General features: G+C 38.9%; 18 protein-coding genes. 14 read left to right on the top strand and 4 right to left on the bottom strand.

Features of this window, described 5'->3' with window-relative positions; translation table 11 throughout:
* The first annotated feature begins 167 nt into the window (after positions 1 to 167).
* From ACMUMK_RS15440 to trxC, 11 genes are all read left to right on the top strand, one after another.
* Entirely contained in the window at positions 168 to 605 is a 438-nt protein-coding gene (locus ACMUMK_RS15440) for a pilin (RefSeq protein WP_414702042.1), read from the top strand.
* A 70-nt stretch (positions 606 to 675) separates the two neighbouring features.
* Entirely contained in the window at positions 676 to 1890 is a 1215-nt protein-coding gene (locus ACMUMK_RS15435; RefSeq protein WP_414702041.1) for a type II secretion system F family protein, read from the top strand.
* A gap of 109 nt (positions 1891 to 1999) precedes the next feature.
* Positions 2000 to 2914, top strand: coding sequence for a prepilin peptidase (locus ACMUMK_RS15430; protein ID WP_414702040.1), 915 nt, complete (start codon positions 2000 to 2002; stop codon positions 2912 to 2914).
* Complete coding sequence (gene coaE, locus ACMUMK_RS15425; RefSeq protein WP_414702039.1) at positions 2911 to 3522, top strand: dephospho-CoA kinase; 612 nt, start codon at positions 2911 to 2913, stop codon at positions 3520 to 3522. Before ACMUMK_RS15430 ends, coaE begins: the two co-directional genes overlap by 4 nt.
* Positions 3523 to 3616: 94 nt before the next feature.
* Positions 3617 to 4369: a cell division protein ZapD gene (gene zapD / locus ACMUMK_RS15420; protein WP_414702038.1), complete on the top strand. Its 753-nt coding sequence runs from the start codon at positions 3617 to 3619 to the stop codon at positions 4367 to 4369.
* Between the two features lie 25 nt (positions 4370 to 4394).
* Positions 4395 to 4631 carry a DNA gyrase inhibitor YacG gene (gene yacG, locus ACMUMK_RS15415; RefSeq protein ID WP_414702037.1) on the top strand — a complete coding sequence of 79 codons (237 nt, stop codon included), beginning with the start codon at positions 4395 to 4397 and terminating at the stop codon, positions 4629 to 4631.
* Between the two features lie 133 nt (positions 4632 to 4764).
* On the top strand, positions 4765 to 5505 hold the full coding sequence (locus tag ACMUMK_RS15410) for a glutathione peroxidase (protein ID WP_414702036.1): 741 nt from the start codon (positions 4765 to 4767) through the stop codon (positions 5503 to 5505).
* A gap of 287 nt (positions 5506 to 5792) precedes the next feature.
* Entirely contained in the window at positions 5793 to 6815 is a 1023-nt protein-coding gene (locus ACMUMK_RS15405; protein ID WP_414702035.1) for an alpha/beta hydrolase, read from the top strand.
* Positions 6815 to 7354, top strand: a complete 540-nt coding sequence (locus ACMUMK_RS15400) for a DUF1697 domain-containing protein (protein WP_414702034.1) — start codon at positions 6815 to 6817, stop codon at positions 7352 to 7354. The genes ACMUMK_RS15405 and ACMUMK_RS15400 overlap by 1 nt, the downstream gene beginning before the upstream one ends.
* A 130-nt stretch (positions 7355 to 7484) precedes the next feature.
* Positions 7485 to 8609: a glutathione S-transferase N-terminal domain-containing protein gene (locus ACMUMK_RS15395; protein ID WP_414702033.1), complete on the top strand. Its 1125-nt coding sequence runs from the start codon at positions 7485 to 7487 to the stop codon at positions 8607 to 8609.
* Positions 8609 to 9040, top strand: coding sequence for a thioredoxin TrxC (trxC, locus tag ACMUMK_RS15390; RefSeq protein WP_414702032.1), 432 nt, complete (start codon positions 8609 to 8611; stop codon positions 9038 to 9040). The genes ACMUMK_RS15395 and trxC overlap by 1 nt, the downstream gene beginning before the upstream one ends.
* A gap of 107 nt (positions 9041 to 9147) precedes the next feature.
* Here the strand turns inward: trxC and ACMUMK_RS15385 are convergent, their stop codons facing one another.
* A complete protein-coding gene (locus tag ACMUMK_RS15385; RefSeq protein ID WP_414702237.1) occupies positions 9148 to 10068 on the bottom strand; it encodes a DUF480 domain-containing protein in 921 nt (306 codons plus the stop codon).
* A 225-nt stretch (positions 10069 to 10293) separates the two neighbouring features.
* Here ACMUMK_RS15385 and ACMUMK_RS15380 point away from each other — a divergent pair, with 225 nt between their 5' ends.
* Both ACMUMK_RS15380 and serA read left to right on the top strand, forming a co-directional pair.
* Positions 10294 to 11178: a WYL domain-containing protein gene (locus ACMUMK_RS15380; protein ID WP_414702031.1), complete on the top strand. Its 885-nt coding sequence runs from the start codon at positions 10294 to 10296 to the stop codon at positions 11176 to 11178.
* A 216-nt stretch (positions 11179 to 11394) separates the two neighbouring features.
* Entirely contained in the window at positions 11395 to 12624 is a 1230-nt protein-coding gene (gene serA / locus ACMUMK_RS15375) for a phosphoglycerate dehydrogenase (protein ID WP_414702030.1), read from the top strand.
* A gap of 96 nt (positions 12625 to 12720) precedes the next feature.
* On the opposite strand, the gene ACMUMK_RS15370 is transcribed toward serA, so the two are convergent.
* On the bottom strand, positions 12721 to 13449 hold the full coding sequence (locus ACMUMK_RS15370; protein WP_414702029.1) for a 16S rRNA (uracil(1498)-N(3))-methyltransferase: 729 nt from the start codon (positions 13447 to 13449) through the stop codon (positions 12721 to 12723).
* A 521-nt stretch (positions 13450 to 13970) separates the two neighbouring features.
* Here ACMUMK_RS15370 and ACMUMK_RS15365 point away from each other — a divergent pair.
* A complete protein-coding gene (locus ACMUMK_RS15365; RefSeq protein WP_414702028.1) occupies positions 13971 to 14795 on the top strand; it encodes a mechanosensitive ion channel family protein in 825 nt (274 codons plus the stop codon).
* A 59-nt stretch (positions 14796 to 14854) separates the two neighbouring features.
* On the opposite strand, the gene ACMUMK_RS15360 is transcribed toward ACMUMK_RS15365, so the two are convergent.
* Both ACMUMK_RS15360 and ACMUMK_RS15355 read right to left on the bottom strand, forming a co-directional pair.
* On the bottom strand, positions 14855 to 15532 hold the full coding sequence (locus tag ACMUMK_RS15360; protein ID WP_414702236.1) for a M48 family metallopeptidase: 678 nt from the start codon (positions 15530 to 15532) through the stop codon (positions 14855 to 14857).
* A gap of 266 nt (positions 15533 to 15798) precedes the next feature.
* A partial coding sequence (locus ACMUMK_RS15355; RefSeq protein ID WP_414702016.1) for an integrase core domain-containing protein occupies positions 15799 to 15937 on the bottom strand: 139 nt, incomplete at its 5' end.

The following is a 15937-nucleotide window of genomic DNA, read 5'->3' as shown; positions in this document are numbered from 1 at the left end:
CGTAGGGGTGAAATTCCTTAAGTGTTTGAAACCATACACTTAGGTATATTTGTGAATACTTGCCAGTTTAGCAACTCGATCTATACTGATTACGAATTCAAAAACAACGCCCTGAACCGGCAAACTGATTTACCTAAAAACTTAACTTTATACATCGGAGATACACCATGAACATGACTAAAACTAACACTATGAAAAAACAAGGCGGCTTCACTCTAATCGAATTAATGATTGTTGTTGCTATTATCGGTATTTTGGCTGCAATCGCATTGCCTGCTTACCAGTCTTACACAGAAAAAGCTCGTTTTACTGAAGTGACAAATGCTACAGCACCAGCAAAGACAGCAGTTGAAATTTGTGTTCAGATGGGAAATGCACTTAGCGCTTGTAATTCAAGTACAACTTCTGATCCAACTGACATCCCTGAAGCTGTTACAGCGGCAGCTGGAATTCCTGGCTTAAGTGTTGCTGCAGGAATTATAACAGCTACTAAGCCTACAGACTCAGGGATTAATGGTACAGGCTCTTATACCTTGACACCAACAGTAGCGACAAACGGTGGGATTACTTGGGCGGAATCGTGTACTCCATCAACACTTTGTTAAGTTATTCATTCTTGAGGTGAGCCCGGAATATCCGGGCTTTTTTGATTCTACAACCTAGAGTGTAACCATTATGGCATCTACGACCCCAACGACTTTTACTTATCAAGGCAACAATAAAAATGGCCAAGCTGTAAAAGGTGAGATTTCGGCCATGACAGTCCTTGAAGCTAAAAACCAGCTTCGAAGGCAAGGTATTGCAGCCAAGCGAGTGAAAAAATTAGCTAAGCCGCTATTTGGTAAAGGGGGAGAAAAAATAACTCCTGCAGATATTGCTATGTTATCTAGGCAAATAGCAACTATGTTAACTGCAGGTGTAAGCCTAATACAAACCTTAGAAATGATAGCCACAGGCCATGCTAATGTGAGTATGCGCAAGCTTTTGGTTGAAATTACCGCTGAAGTTAGTGCTGGTAATCCATTGTCTAACACTTTACGCAAGCACCCTAAATATTTTGACGACTTATATTGTGATTTGGTTGAAACTGGTGAGCAGTCTGGTGCCCTAGAGACTATTTATGACCGAATAGCTCTATATAAAGAAAAGGCCGAAGCCTTAAAATCAAAAATTAAAAAGGCCATGTTTTACCCCATTGCCGTTGTAGTAGTGGCGTTAATTGTTACGACAATTTTGCTTATTTTTGTAGTGCCTCAGTTTGAAGAGATATTCTCAAGCTTTGGGGCTGAGCTTCCGGCTTTTACCCAATTTGTATTAGGTATATCCAGATTTATGCAAGACTACGGGGTATTTGTGGGCATGGGATTGTTTGCTTTCGGATTTTTGTTTAAAAAAGCCCATGCAAAGTCTCGAAACCTAAGGGATTCGGTAGATAAAAAGGTTTTAAAAATTCCTGTAATAGGTGAAATTCTTAAAAAAGCATCGGTGGCTCGGTTTACCCGAACCTTATCTACAACCTTTGCTGCAGGTGTACCTTTGATTGGTGCCTTAGACTCTGCTGCTGGTGCAGCCGGTAATGCAGTATTTAGAGATGCCATTTTATTCGTTAAAAAAGAAGTGGCCGGTGGTATTCAAATGAATGCGGCCATGCGCTCTACTGGGACATTCCCAGAGATGGTGGTGCAAATGATAGCTATAGGTGAAGAATCAGGATCTGTGGATGAAATGTTAGGTAAGGTGGCGAATATTTATGAGGCTGAGGTGGATGATATGGTTGATGGCTTAACTAGCCTGTTAGAGCCTATGATTATGGCTGTATTAGGTGTGGTTATCGGGGGCTTAATTGTTGCCATGTACCTACCAATATTTGATATGGGCAATGTGGTTTAGCTCTATTTAAAATTACTTTTAGTAAATCTAAGCTGTTTTTAGCCTTGTGATAGCTTGCTAATTCAAAATCTGGCAAGCTACCTTTTCATTTAACTTATTAAGTTTAAGTATGCACTCTTCTTTACAACTTATGGCGGATAATCCCGCCTTATTTATATCTGTGGTTTTTATTATCAGTCTGTTGGTGGGCAGCTTTTTAAACGTGGTGATTTATCGTTTACCTGTGATGATGGAAAGGGGCTGGAAAGCAGAGATTGACGAGTATCTTTTATCGCAAAAGGAGGCTTCTCAAGCTAGTGGCTCCCAAACAAAAGGTGCTGCCCTAAGTACCACAGAAACCTTTAACTTAGTTAAACCTGACTCAACTTGCCCTAAGTGCCAACACAAAATTAAACCTTGGGAAAATATTCCAGTACTTAGTTGGTTAGTTCTTGGCGGAAAATGTAGCCAATGCAAACTACCTATTCCGATCCGTTACCCACTAGTTGAGTTAGCCACAGGCTTGTTATCGGCTTTAGTTGCCTGGCATTTTGGATTTGGCTTGGCTGCTGTTGCTGCCGTTGTAGCGACTTGGCTATTGATTGCAATGACATTTATAGACTTAGATACTATGTTATTGCCCGACCAATTAACCCTACCGCTACTGTGGATGGGACTTTTACTGAGTATCAACAGCAGTTTTGTCACCCCAACTGATGCCATCATTGGAGCGGCAGTAGGTTATTTGAGCTTATGGAGTCTTTATTGGGCTTTTAAGTTGCTGACTGGTAAGGAAGGCATGGGATATGGTGATTTTAAGCTACTGGCAGCTATAGGTGCATGGGTAGGTTGGCAGCATTTACCTGTTGTTATTTTACTCTCGTCATTTGTGGGTGCAGTGGTTGGTATTAGCTTATTGACAATGCAGGGCAAAGATAAAAGTCAGCCTATTCCCTTTGGACCTTATCTAGCTGCAGCTGGCTGGTTAACTTTAATGTTTGGTGACTGGTTGGTGGCACAATATTGGGTACTGATCCTGCCATGAGCTCGTATGTAATAGGGGTAAGCGGTGGAATTGGCAGTGGAAAAACCACAGTCACTGACTGTTTTAAGCAGTTTGATATCGACGTCATTGATGCTGATGTAGTGGCAAGGCAGGTAGTTGAACCTGGTACCCAAGGTTTACAAGCCATAACTGAAAAATTTGGCCCGCAAATACTAGATAAGCAGGGTGAGCTTAATAGAAGTCAGCTTAGGCAATTGATTTTTAGTAATGCCGAGCATAAAAACTGGTTAAATAACTTGCTGCATCCCGCCATTAGAACTGAGATGGCAAAACAAATACAAGACGCCAAGTCTAGTTATTGTTTATTGAGTGTTCCTTTACTGATTGAAAATAAATTGTATGAGATGGTCGATAGAGTATTAATTGTTGATGTTTCTGAAAGCCAGCAATTGGCGCGAACCATACTCAGAGATAAAAGTAATACTGAGCAAATTCAAGCAATTATGAAATCCCAAGCCACTAGGGAGCAAAGGTTGGCGTTTGCTGATGATGTAATTGATAACAATGGCCCAACTGAAAATTTACAGCAACAAGTCAGTTTGCTACATCATAGATATTTAGATTTGGCTAAAAATAAAACTAGCTAACAATTTTAGCCTATTGATTTGACTAAAAATTCTTTACAATGGTATTTACTCGTTCAATAACGTGAATTACCACGTAACAAATTTAAAGGTCACAATGTCTCAAGCTATTTATGAATTTCCTCTCAATGAAAAGGTGCGAATTTACCTCAGACTTGAGCAGTTATTTAAGCAGCTTGAGCAAGGCAAGAATGCTGTTGAAGACTGGCAATATATCAATTTTTTAGACTGTCTCTTTACTCTGTTAGACTTAACAGAGCGCATAGACCTGCGTAATGATGTGCTCAAAGATATTGAGCTCCATGAAAAAAACCTAGTGATTTGGTCTAAACACCCCAATATTGATGAAGAGGCATTGCAGTTTGCCCTTAAAAAAATATTACGCCTTAGAGAATCATTAAGAACTAACAAAAAAGTTGGTGCAGAATTAAAAGAAGACCGCTTACTGTCATCAATAAGACAAAGGTTTTCTATTCCTGGTGGCACCTGTAGTTTTGATTTACCTAATTTACACTATTGGTTACAACAACCTCTAGCTTTTAAACAACAGCAGGTGTTGGCATGGTTAGAAGAACTTAAGCCAATTCAGCAATCGATGGAAGTTACTTTGTCCTTTTTAAGAGAAAGAGGGCGCTTTACAGACGTTGAGGCCGAAAAAGGCTTTTATCAAGGTATTGCTGAAGACAAAAACGAGTTGATACGAGTATTGGCTGCAACTGACCAAGGATATTATCCTATGTTATCAGGCAATAAATACCGTTATGCAATTCGTTTTACGTTATTTGTCGCTGATATGAATGGTAGTACCGCTGTCGACTCTACCGTTAACTTTAAATTAGCTTGTTGTTAAATAAACCATAAAGAGCAATATTAATATGCCTACTGTAGTGAATTGCCCCCACTGTCAAACCAAGGTTGAGTGGATACCTACAAGTCAATTTCGTCCATTTTGTAGTAAACAATGTCAACTCATTGATTTAGGTGAATGGGCTGAAGAAGGAAAATCTATTCCTTGTGGGGCAAGTAAAGACGCAGAAACAACAGAACTTCCTGATATTGAAGATATCGAAGCTATGTTGAGCCAACAAGATAGTGGCTTTTTTAAAGATTAGATTTAGAGTTAATCTAAAAAATAGATTGTAGATATCTATTTTAATCATTTTTAATATTTCTATCATATGGTTATTATAATTTCACTTTGAGGCACAGGCCCCATTCAAGCAAAACATGTAAGGATAAAAATTTATGTCTAATCCAAATTTCGAAAATAAAGAAGGTCAAGCAGTCCCTAGTTGTACTTTTCCAGCTCGTGTTAATGATGAGTGGGTAAAAGTGTCAACCGATGAGCTTTTTAAAGGTAAAACAGTGGTTGTATTTTCTCTTCCAGGAGCATTTACACCAACTTGTTCTTCTACTCATTTACCTCGCTACAATGAACTAGCAAATGTTTTCAAAGCTAATGGCGTAGATGAAATTGTATGTATGTCAGTTAACGATACCTTTGTCATGAATGCTTGGGCTGAAGATCAAGAGTCAGATAATGTTACTCTAATCCCTGATGGAAATGGTGAATTTACCGATGGCATGGGCCTATTAGTAGATAAGGCTGACTTAGGATTTGGAAAGCGTAGCTGGCGTTATTCTATGTTGGTTAAAGATGGCATAGTGGACAAAATGTTCATCGAGCCTGACTTACCAGGCGACCCGTTTGAAGTATCTGATGCAGACACTATGCTTGAGTATATTGCTCCAAGTGCTGTTAAACCTGAGCCAGTAGCTGTGTTAACTAAACCTGGCTGTCCATTCTGTGCTAAAGCAAAGAACCTGCTTGACGAAAAAGGTTTAGCTTATGAAGAGTTTGTAATGGGACGTGAGATTTCTTTCACTGGTCTTAAAGCTCTATCTGGTAATGAGTCTTGGCCTCAAGTCTTTATCGGTGGCAAGCTAATTGGCGGCTCTGATGATTTAGAAGCTTATTTCGCATAAGTAAAAAGTTATTAAGATTATGAATGGCGCCTTAGGCGCCATTTTTGTATGTGGTGTTTATCAGTGGATAGAGCTAATCTAAAAAGGCATTTTTGCTGAAGTGTTAAGGGAGCTTTTCATAACGTCCATGTAACACAAGGGATTTTGCTAACCCTTGTGTGCCTCTTATTTATGCTGCCTTTCGTTAGTGGCTTAACAAAAATCCTAATTATATTCGTAGGTTATGGTTGAACACTTGAGGTGACTAAGATTAGTATGAGTACAATTTAAAACAAGACATACTCTATATGAAAACGTCTATCCTAGTACTTTTTTTAACTACCACTTTTTCATTTTTTGTTGCTGCTCAAAGCATTGAACCTATTTTTGACGAGTTTGATGGACTTTATCAGGCAGAGCTTGGGTCTACACAAGGCTGCGTAAATCCTGAGGTAAATGTGTTTAGGGTTTGCTCAAGTGCGTTAAGAAATGACAAAAATGCCCCTTATATTTTGCATCACGGTGCTAAAACTGAAAAAGTGATGGTGTTGTTTCATGGCCTAAGTGACTCACCGTTTTACTTTCGCTCTATTGCTAAAGCCGTCTATCAAGAAGGCTTTAATGTGGTTGTGGCGCTGCTTCCTGGCCATGGAAAAATAGATCCAGACGCTGATATGGAAGACTCAGAGCTTGCTGATAGATGGCGTTCACATATTGCTAAGGTGACTGCTATCTCTGAGCAACTAGGTGATAAGATTTATTTAGGTGGGTTCTCAACGGGCGGTGCATTGGCTACCGAATACATTTTACAACATCCCGAAAAAGTGAGTGGTTTAACCTTGTTTTCAGGTGCCTTAGCATTAGATCCCAACGTAGAGTTTATGGCGAATATATGGGGAATACAGTTACTCGCAAAGTTTTTAGATGGTGATTATCAATCCGAGAATGCCAATCCATATAAGTACCCCCAGGTCGCGCGTTTTGCTGCTTTTGAATTGGTTGAAGTGATTTTTTCAGTTAGGGAATTATTAGAAAAAGGTGCCAAGGTAGACTTACCTATTTTTGCCGCCCATTCTACTGCCGATAGAACTACTCCAATTGTTGGAGTTAAAAGTTTGATGGAGTACAACCAGGCTACTAGTGTTTTGTATGAATTACCTAAAGAGCTAGAAATTTGCCATGCTGATGTGGTTATTAATGAAGAGCAAGTTTCTGAGATTGGTATAGATGGCTCGTTACTTGAAGAAATTATGCCTTGTGATGTACCAAAGGCTAACCCTAAACATGCAGAAATGCTTACTAATTTAATGGCTTTTTTGGCGGCTAATTAGTGAAACAGTTCATCGTACTATTAAGAGGCATAAATGTTGGTGGCAAAAATAGTTTGCCCATGAAACATTTGTCATCCCTTTTAATGGCAATGGGTTGTAGTGAGGTTAAAACCTATATTCAAAGTGGCAATGTATCTTTATTCCATCAAAGTGAGAATGCCGAGTTATTGGCATCTGAAATAAAAGCCAATATTAATAGTAAGTTTGGTTTTAATATTAATGTGATGGCCTTTACTGCTGAATCCTTTAGTGATTTAGCTAACAGTAATCCTTTTAAAAATGCAGAACTAGAACCTAAAACCCTGCATGTATATTTTTTAGCAAAGCCTGCTGCTTCTGCAGATTTACAAAGTTTAATGGGGTTAAAAGCCGCGAGTGAAACCTTTGAGCTATTGGGCACGGCTTTTTATCTGCATGCACCAGATGGAATTGGCCGCTCAAAATTAGCGGCAAAAGTAGAGAAGTATTTAGGTGTCGCAGCCACAGCTAGAAATTGGAATACTGTGAGTAAGCTATTGAGTATGACAGACATCAAATAAAGACTTGCAGTTAGGGTTGATAAGGTAATTTATTGTTATGTATTCGTAAAATAAATGGCGTTTATTTGAAAGGTATTTAGGCTTAAGGCGGTTTAAGCAATGTCCCTTTAGTCTCTTTAAGCGAATTTACATGTCTAACGAATACACTTTATATGGTGCGCCAATGTCACTTTACACAGGCAAGGCTAGATCATATCTAAATTATAAACAACTAGCTTACCGTGAGGTTTTTTCCTCATTAAAAGTGTACAAGAATGTAATAGTACCTAACACTGGGGTACGTTATGTTCCGGTGTTAAAAACTCCTGCTGGTGAATATTTACAAGATACAGCTCATATAATAGATACCCTAGAACAAGCCCCCACGAGTCGCTCTGTTACCCCAGTTACTGCTAAGCAAAAACTTGTTTCTCAACTATTTGAAATATGGGGAGATGAGTGGCTGGTAATACCCGCTATGCATTATCGATGGAATAAAGATAATTTTCCTTTTATCTATGAAGAATTTGGAAAAGTCGTATTCCCTAATATGCCGAGTTTTGTTCGTGCTTATGTAGGTAAAAAAGTAGGTGCGAAGTTTAAGGGCTTTGTTCCTATGTTAGGGATAACCGAGAAAAGTATTCCTGCGATTGAGGATTGGTATGAAAATCATGTGTTAAAGCTTTTGAATGAGCACTTTGCTGAGCATGATTATTTACTTGGGACGAAACCCTGTGTTGGAGATTTTGCATTAATGGGGCCCCTTTATGCCCACCTATTCAGAGATCCTGCTCCAGGGAAAATTATGCATACACTGGCGCCCAATGTTGTTAAATGGGTATTGAGGATGAATCAAAAAAATGTTCCAGAAGGTAGGTACTTAAACAATGATGAGGTTCCCACGAGTTTACTTTCCTTGTTAAAAAGGATGTTTAAAGAGCAGTGGCCCGTACTAGAAAGTACGGTTAAACATCTTGAAAAGTGGAGCACAGAGAACCCTGACAACACAGCAATACCTAGAAGCATTGGTGAGCATAGCTTTACAATCGGCGAAGTTACCGAGCGCCGTGCGATAGCTAGTTTTCATCAATGGAAAGTACAAAGAGTATTGAACTGTTATTATCAATTTAATGGATCTGAAAAACCTTTGGTTGATAACTTTTTGAAAGAAATTGGAGGATTAGATGCCATGCAATTACACATTAAAAATTGGATAATAAGGGAAGATAATCAACTTACATTTTCTAACACAGATATATTATCAATAGGATTATAATGCATTTAGTTTGCTCTCATTGTTTTGCCATTAATCGAATACCCGAAGGTAAAAGCCATACTTCAGCTAAGTGTGGTAAATGCAAAAAAGTAGCTGCTCCAAGCACTTATGTTGACTTGACTGGCTCTAATTTCTATCGCTACATCGAAAAAAACGATTTACCAGTGATCGTTGATTTTTGGGCGACTTGGTGTGGACCTTGTCAGGCTATGGCTCCGGTTTTTGAAACTGTAGCCAAACAGTCTGAGTCTATACTTTTTGCAAAAGTAAATACGGAACAAGCCCAGCAAATTTCTGCTGAAGCTAGTATTAGAAGCATCCCCACTTTAATATTTTTTCACCATGGCAAAGAGATAGAAAGAGTCTCCGGTGGCTTGTCTGAACAGCAGCTAAAAGCATGGATACTACAGTGCTTAAAGAAACTTTCATAAGTTAGACTCGCCATACCCTAATTATTAAAGGTGTGGCGACGTTACTCATTTGCTTCATTGACATTTTTTGCAGAATCAAAATAGGCTGAGAAAACAATCTTTGTTAGTTATTTTTGTGCTGCGATGACGGATATTTCTACTAGTAGTTCCGGTCTAGCCATTGATGCTTGTACACAAGCTCGAGCCGGAGCAAAACCTTCAGGAACCCAGTTATCCCACACTTGATTCATGGCCGCAAAATCTTGCATGTCTTTGATATAGATAGTTGCACTGAGCATATGCTCTTTATCACTGCCAGCGTCAGCTAACAATTGCTCAACTTTATCAAGCATGGTTTGAGTTTGTTGCTCTATCCCTTGGGTAGCATCTGCGCAAACTTGTCCACATAGGTACACTGTACCTTGATGAATAACAATGCGACTCATACGTTGCTTGGTTTCTTTGCGCTCGATCTTGTTTGAGCCTGTTACATTTGCCGTAGAGGGATTCGAGGCTTGTAAAGGCGTATTTACCTCTGAATCTATGTCACCGCAGAATAGGTGTCCATAACGGGACTCTCGCTTGCCGGGCTCTCGTTCTAATTTAGTGATCAACTGCAGATCATTTAAGTTATGTAGGGAACCAAGCGCGGTTTCTACTTCATCAACATTCGCAAACTCAGCTAATCGGTTGGTACGAGTTCTCAATTCACCGGGTGTTTGCGGGCCACGTAATAACATAACGCATATAATAGCTAGTTGTTGGCGGCTGAATTTCAGATCACTAAATTCAGTATTACAAAATCTATGTTTGTATTTAGTCACTCTGCTACCAGAGCTTGTATGTTCAAAAATTAATTTTTTATCTCGTAGCTCGTCTAAGGTGTTTTGTACCTCAGACTCAGTTAATTGCATAACAGGCTCTCGATTACTTTTTTGGTTACAGCCTAGGGTGAGAGCATTCAAAGAAAGGGGGTATTGGTCTGGGGTAGTGATTTCTTTCTCAAGTAATACACCAATAACTCGCGCTTGGAGTGGTGAAAGTTGCAATAGCATTTTGTAATTCCTTAAGTACGACTAATTAGCTGCATTATAAAGGTGAAGTCTAATTGGATCACATACACGGGCTTAAATTATTTAATTTGGATTTGAAATAATAGATATAGAAAATCAACTCATGAAAAAGATGCAATCAAAATGATTGTATTTAAGAAGGGTGTGATTTAATCTGGATATATCGACTCATTATGAGTCTTTCTATGAAAGGAGCACAAAATGGCCAATGACACTTTAATTCAAAAAAACTTAGCTGAGTTACCCCATGCACAACGAGATCGCTTAGCTTTTATTGATTTTAGTTTGCAGTTCTTTGGGCATGTTGCACGGACTGATTTAATTCATCGCTTTAAAACAGGGTTAGCAGCAAGTACTCGAGATTTTAGTACTTATAAAGAGTTAGCCCCCAACAACCTCGTGCTCCAACATCAAACCAAGAGTTATCATCGCACCGAAGACTTTCAGGCTATATTTCGTCATGATCCTGAAGTGATTTTGTCATCTTTAAGCCGTGGCTTTGGTAACGGGATTTCGACTGGGGTTCAACCCACAGAACAATGTTTTGATGCTGTACGTTTGATCCATCCTGATACCCATATTATTAGTGGTCTGATGCGAGCTATTCATAATAAAAAGGCAATTAAGTGTGGTTATGTATCAGTTAGCTCTGGGGAAACCACAAGAGCTATTGTTCCCCATTCATTGGTTAATAATGGTCATAGGTGGCATGTGCGTGCCTTCGATAGAAAAAATAATAGATTTAGAGACTTTGTGTGTACCCGTTTTACCTTTATTGATCTTATGGAAGAAGCGCTTCATGTTCATGAGGCCAGTCCCTATGACGAACAGTGGAACCGGTTTGTAGAATTAATACTTATCCCTCATCCTAAGCTCAACCAGTCTAGGGCAATCGAAATGGATTATGGAATGGATAAAGGTATGTTAGCGATTAAGCAACGAGCTGCTGTAGCAGCCTATGTGTTGCGTCAGTGGCAGGTAGATTGCTCTGAAGGTTATGGCCTTTATGGGAATGGTTGCCAGTTAGCTCTGCAGAATTTAGACGCGCTTGAATGCCTTGAAAATGTTTCTTTAGTGCCGAGCTAAACTATAAAATAGCACTTGAAAAGCAGGCAGTAAGCACTTGGTTACTGCCTGCTTTTTAGTGTTCTTTTAACAAGTGTTTTTTCGAAGAATATCTAATTAATAAATTGGTCTAACTAATCCAATCTTTTACCTTTCTTAATGCTTAGCTTTCTGTTATTTTCTCATCCAAATAGACGTCCAGATGTCTTTAATTGCAATTCTTAACTGGGAATCCTTATGAGCAAAGTGTCATTACCTAAAGAAAAAATTAAAATTTTGTTGTTGGAAGGCTTGCACCAAAGTGCAGTAGACACCTTACATTCCAATGGCTATGAAAATATCGAGTACCTAAAAACGTCACTACCAGAAGATGAGTTAATTGAAAAAATTAAAGATGTTCATTTTATCGGTATCCGCTCTCGCACCCAATTAACGGAAGCGGTTATTAATGCTGCGAACAAGTTAGTGGCCGTTGGCTGTTTTTGTATTGGTACCAATCAAGTTGATCTTAAAGCCACACAAAAGCGTGGTATTCCAGTTTTTAACGCGCCATTTTCGAATACTAGATCGGTTGCAGAGCTTGCCCTTGGCCAAATGATTTTATTACTAAGAGACATTCCTGCTAAAAATGCGAAAGCTCACCGTGGTGTGTGGGATAAGAGTGCTGTCGGTTCATTTGAAGCCAGAGGTAAAACCTTAGGTATCATTGGATATGGGCATATTGGTACGCAATTAAGTATTCTCGCTGAACATTTAGGTATGCATGTACAGTTCTATGATATTGAAAGCAAGTTGGTTTTAGGTAACTCAACTCAAGTTAAAACCTTAGAGCAATTATTGAATACCTCGGACGTTGTAAGTTTGCATGTTCCTGAAACAGTACAAACTCAAAACATGTTTGGGCCTAAAGAGTTCGCCATGATGAAAGACGGCGCGATATTAATGAATGCTGCTCGCGGAACCATTATTGAGATAGATGCTTTAGTCGCTGCTTTAGAAAGTGGTAAATTAGCTGGTGCGGCAGTGGATGTATTCCCAGTGGAGCCTAAGTCTAATAATGAACTATTTGAATCGCCGCTGACTAAATTTGAAAATGTTATTTTAACGCCCCATGTTGGTGGTAGTACTCAAGAAGCTCAGCAAAATATTGGTATTGAAGTCGCTGGTAAGTTGGCTAAATACAGCGATAACGGCTCTACTTTATCTGCTGTTAATTTCCCTGAAGTGTCTTTACCTGAGCATACAGATCGATCACGTTTACTGCATATTCATAAAAATGCACCTGGAGTATTAACCCAAATCAACCAAGCGTTTGCTGAAAAAGGTCTAAATATCGCAGCTCAATATTTACAAACAAATGAGAATATTGGTTATGTAGTTATTGATGTTGAAGCCGATTATGCGGGTGAAGCGTTTGAGCAATTACAAAAAATTGATGGCACGATTAAAACAAGAATGCTGCACTAGTAGTATGTTTGATGGCAGTCCAACATGGACTGTCATCATTTGCTAGTTTAACTCTTTGCTAATCCCTTACGTATTTCCCTCTGTTTTATATTCTTGTTATAAGTCGCCGTGAATTGCCTGAAGTGCTGAAATTGAAGTAATTGCTGCTGTTTCTGTACGTAATACTCTCGGACCAAGCTGCACCGTTTGGAAGCCATTCTGTTCGGTTTTATATATTTCTTGATCAGTAAAGCCTCCTTCAGGACCGATTAGTAGCCTCACACCTGCTTGAGGTATGCTGACATGCCTAAAAGCTTGTTCTGCTCTGGGGTGCAGTGTCAATCTTAACTGGTTGGTGGACATGGTAACCCAGTCTGCAAAAAGAGTAGGGGGGTTAAGTATTGGCAGTATATTTCTACCACTTTGTTCACATGCTCCAATTGCTACTTTAAGCCATTGTTCATGCTTTTTTTGCCAACGTTGTGGGTTGAGTTTGACACCACATCGCTCGGTGATGATAGGTGTAATTTCTTTAACGCCCAATTCCACAGACTTTTGAATAACCCACTCCATTCTATCACCACGGGAAATACCCTGTGCCAGATGTATATCTAAAGGTGATTCAATACTGAGTGATAATTTTGAGTCGACACAAGCCACGACTTTACGTTTACTAACTTCAATAAGGTGAGCACTATATTCGTTGCCATCGCCATTAAAGAGCACAATTGCTTGGCCTTCTTTGGCTCTTAATACATTGCTTAAATGATTGGTAGCATCATCGGTAAGGGTGACATGGCTGTCTACGGATAGTTGGTTTGGGTAATAAATTCTAATAATACGCATAGTGGGTACTCTTTTTTACGAATGTTACCAAGTCTCAAGAGCTTAAATCAAAAAGGAGGGCAAAAAAGTTCAACTAGACAGGTTTTTATCCCAGTCCAGTTACTTTACTTAAACGGTTTTAATTCTAAAAATAATTTTTAGTGATTTGAACAGTAGGAGTTATAACAGAGTTTTTCGAGCATGTTTAGTGTGTTTCCCTGTGTCTCTAGTAAGTGAAAAAACTAGCAGTGAAACTAAACATAAAACTAAAAAATAGACAAATAACATTCTCAATTCCTTTAAAAATATTAATATAACTTAACAAATAACCTTGCCTTTTTGAGTCTATCATTAAAATTTATATTATGAAATTTAATATTTGTAAATTATATCGAGTGGTGGAAGTTTGTTTGCAAAATTAGTCTTTTAGTATAATAAATCGCTAATTTTTCTGGCTTTTACTGAGGCGAATATTTATCCTTGCCCCAGTTTTTTGAGTTTGACTGAATAAACTCTGATAATTATAAACAATGGAGAAACATATGTTTGATTTTGATGCTGAAAAAATATCCCAAATGGTTGATACCTACGTCATTCCGTGGGGGATCAATATAGTTTTCGCACTACTTATATACATTATAGGTAAAATGATAGTTGGCGTACTGATTGGCGTTTTCGGAAAAGTAATGGCTCGTTCTAAATATGACGACATGCTTATCGATTTCATCAAGGCTATTCTAAAAGCGGTATTGATGTTATTTGTTATTGTTGCATCATTAGACCAATTAGGTGTCGATACTACTTCTTTGGTTGCTATTTTAGGTGCTGCTGGTTTAGCTATCGGTCTATCTTTACAAGGCTCTTTGCAGAATTTCGCTGCTGGTGTAATGCTTCTTGTATTCAGACCATTCAAAGCCGGTGATTTCATCGAAGCTGGTGGTACTTCAGGTGTAGTTAAGAGCATCAGTATTTTTACAACTGTTATGACTAGCCCTGATAATAAAGAAATTATCGTTCCTAACGGTGCAATCTATAGTGGTAATATCACTAATATTTCTGCCAAGCCAACACGTCGTGTGGACATGGTCGTTGGTATTGGTTATGACAGCGATTTAAAGAAAGCTAAAGCAATACTTAACGAAATGGTTGCTGCTGATGACCGTATACTAAAAGATCCAGCTCCTACAGTTGCTGTAGCTGAGCTAGCTGATAGCAGCGTTAATTTTGTAGTTCGCCCTTGGGTAAATGCTGCAGATTACTGGGGTGTTAAATTTGACTTTACTGAAGCGGTTAAATTACGTTTCGACGAAGAAGGCATTTCTATTCCATTCCCTCAAATGGATGTGCATTTACACAAAGACGACTAGTCTTTTTGAGTATCCTAAAAAGCCGCTATTTAGCGGCTTTTTTATTGGGTATTTTTAAGTTAGCCGCATTTAGGTTTAGTCGTCGCTGCAATATAAAATAACATGGCATTGTCCATGTTCTTACTCAAGTTGCTTATGCGCGTGGCAGGTAATGGATGGGTTGATAGCAGCTCTGCTTGTCGATTATCACCACTTGCCTTTGCCATATTTTCCCAAAGTGTCACTGATTCTCTAGGATCAAAACCTGCTCTTGCCATCAGCTCAAGCCCAATGAGATCAGCTTCAGATTCGTGAGTTCTGCTAAAAGGTAGCTGCACACCAACTTGGACACCAAGGCCTAACCCTGCCATCAATAGGCTGCTGCTAGCAATTTGGTTAGTTTTTAAGAGCTGATTAGTGACTTCAAGCCCAACATTAATTAGGGCACTGCTAGACATTCTTTCGTTGCCATGTTCAGCGATAACATGACCAACCTCGTGGCCTATGACTGCAGCAAGTTGAGCTTGGGTTGTCGCCACACCCATCAGACCAGTATAAACTCCTATTTTGCCACCAGGTAGAGCGAAAGCATTGACTTGAGGTTCATCAAAGACGACCAGCTCCCATTCTCCAGCAAAGACTGAATTTGGCACATGTTGAGTAATAGCGTTAGCAATACATTGTACATATTGATTGGCTACGACTTTATTTGAAACACTTTGCTGAGTTTTCATACTGTCAAAAGCTTGCTCTCCCATGCCAGCTAATTGGGAGCTGGAATAGAGTTTTAATTGGTTTCGCCCAGTGGGAGATTTGGCACAAGCACTTATCAATATTAAGGTAACAACAAATAAAATGTATCTAGATGAGTAATGCAAAGGTATGACTCCTAATGTTGCTTTTGTTCAGATTTATCAGCTTTAAATAGTAAGAGTTTTTGAGTGGTTGCTTTCAAATATTCATATTGCAAACAATATGAAAAAAATTTTTACATATTGTCCCGTCCTAAAATACGTTGACGGTTTTAATTGAAGGCCAGCAGCTTTTGCTCCTGGTCTTTTTTATGCACTTGGTTTGGTGTTTTCATTCCTAAACTCAAGTGCGGCCTCAATTCATTGTATATCAATATTGATTCATCGATAAGCTGCCTTAGCTCTTCTAGG

It is taken from the genome of Paraglaciecola sp. 2405UD69-4, assembly GCF_047525415.1.
Classification (GTDB): Bacteria; Pseudomonadota; Gammaproteobacteria; order Enterobacterales; family Alteromonadaceae; genus Paraglaciecola.
The sequence above is the reverse complement of the archived record's forward strand: the minus strand, read 5'-3'. Positions and strand labels throughout refer to the sequence as shown.

What these genes read in the sequence shown, in the direction of transcription:
- ACMUMK_RS15440 (WP_414702042.1), top strand. Translation starts at nt 168, where the DNA reads ATGAACATGACTAAAACTAACACTATGAAAAAACAAGGCGGCTTCACT.
- ACMUMK_RS15435 (WP_414702041.1), top strand. Translation starts at nt 676, where the DNA reads ATGGCATCTACGACCCCAACGACTTTTACTTATCAAGGCAACAATAAA.
- ACMUMK_RS15430 (WP_414702040.1), top strand. Translation starts at nt 2,000, where the DNA reads ATGCACTCTTCTTTACAACTTATGGCGGATAATCCCGCCTTATTTATA.
- coaE (WP_414702039.1), top strand. Translation starts at nt 2,911, where the DNA reads ATGAGCTCGTATGTAATAGGGGTAAGCGGTGGAATTGGCAGTGGAAAA.
- zapD (WP_414702038.1), top strand. Translation starts at nt 3,617, where the DNA reads ATGTCTCAAGCTATTTATGAATTTCCTCTCAATGAAAAGGTGCGAATT.
- yacG (WP_414702037.1), top strand. Translation starts at nt 4,395, where the DNA reads ATGCCTACTGTAGTGAATTGCCCCCACTGTCAAACCAAGGTTGAGTGG.
- ACMUMK_RS15410 (WP_414702036.1), top strand. Translation starts at nt 4,765, where the DNA reads ATGTCTAATCCAAATTTCGAAAATAAAGAAGGTCAAGCAGTCCCTAGT.
- ACMUMK_RS15405 (WP_414702035.1), top strand. Translation starts at nt 5,793, where the DNA reads ATGAAAACGTCTATCCTAGTACTTTTTTTAACTACCACTTTTTCATTT.
- ACMUMK_RS15395 (WP_414702033.1), top strand. Translation starts at nt 7,485, where the DNA reads ATGTCTAACGAATACACTTTATATGGTGCGCCAATGTCACTTTACACA.
- trxC (WP_414702032.1), top strand. Translation starts at nt 8,609, where the DNA reads ATGCATTTAGTTTGCTCTCATTGTTTTGCCATTAATCGAATACCCGAA.
- ACMUMK_RS15380 (WP_414702031.1), top strand. Translation starts at nt 10,294, where the DNA reads ATGGCCAATGACACTTTAATTCAAAAAAACTTAGCTGAGTTACCCCAT.
- serA (WP_414702030.1), top strand. Translation starts at nt 11,395, where the DNA reads ATGAGCAAAGTGTCATTACCTAAAGAAAAAATTAAAATTTTGTTGTTG.
- ACMUMK_RS15370 (WP_414702029.1), bottom strand. Translation starts at nt 13,449, where the DNA reads ATGCGTATTATTAGAATTTATTACCCAAACCAACTATCCGTAGACAGC.
- ACMUMK_RS15365 (WP_414702028.1), top strand. Translation starts at nt 13,971, where the DNA reads ATGTTTGATTTTGATGCTGAAAAAATATCCCAAATGGTTGATACCTAC.
- ACMUMK_RS15360 (WP_414702236.1), bottom strand. Translation starts at nt 15,532, where the DNA reads ATGGGAGAGCAAGCTTTTGACAGTATGAAAACTCAGCAAAGTGTTTCA.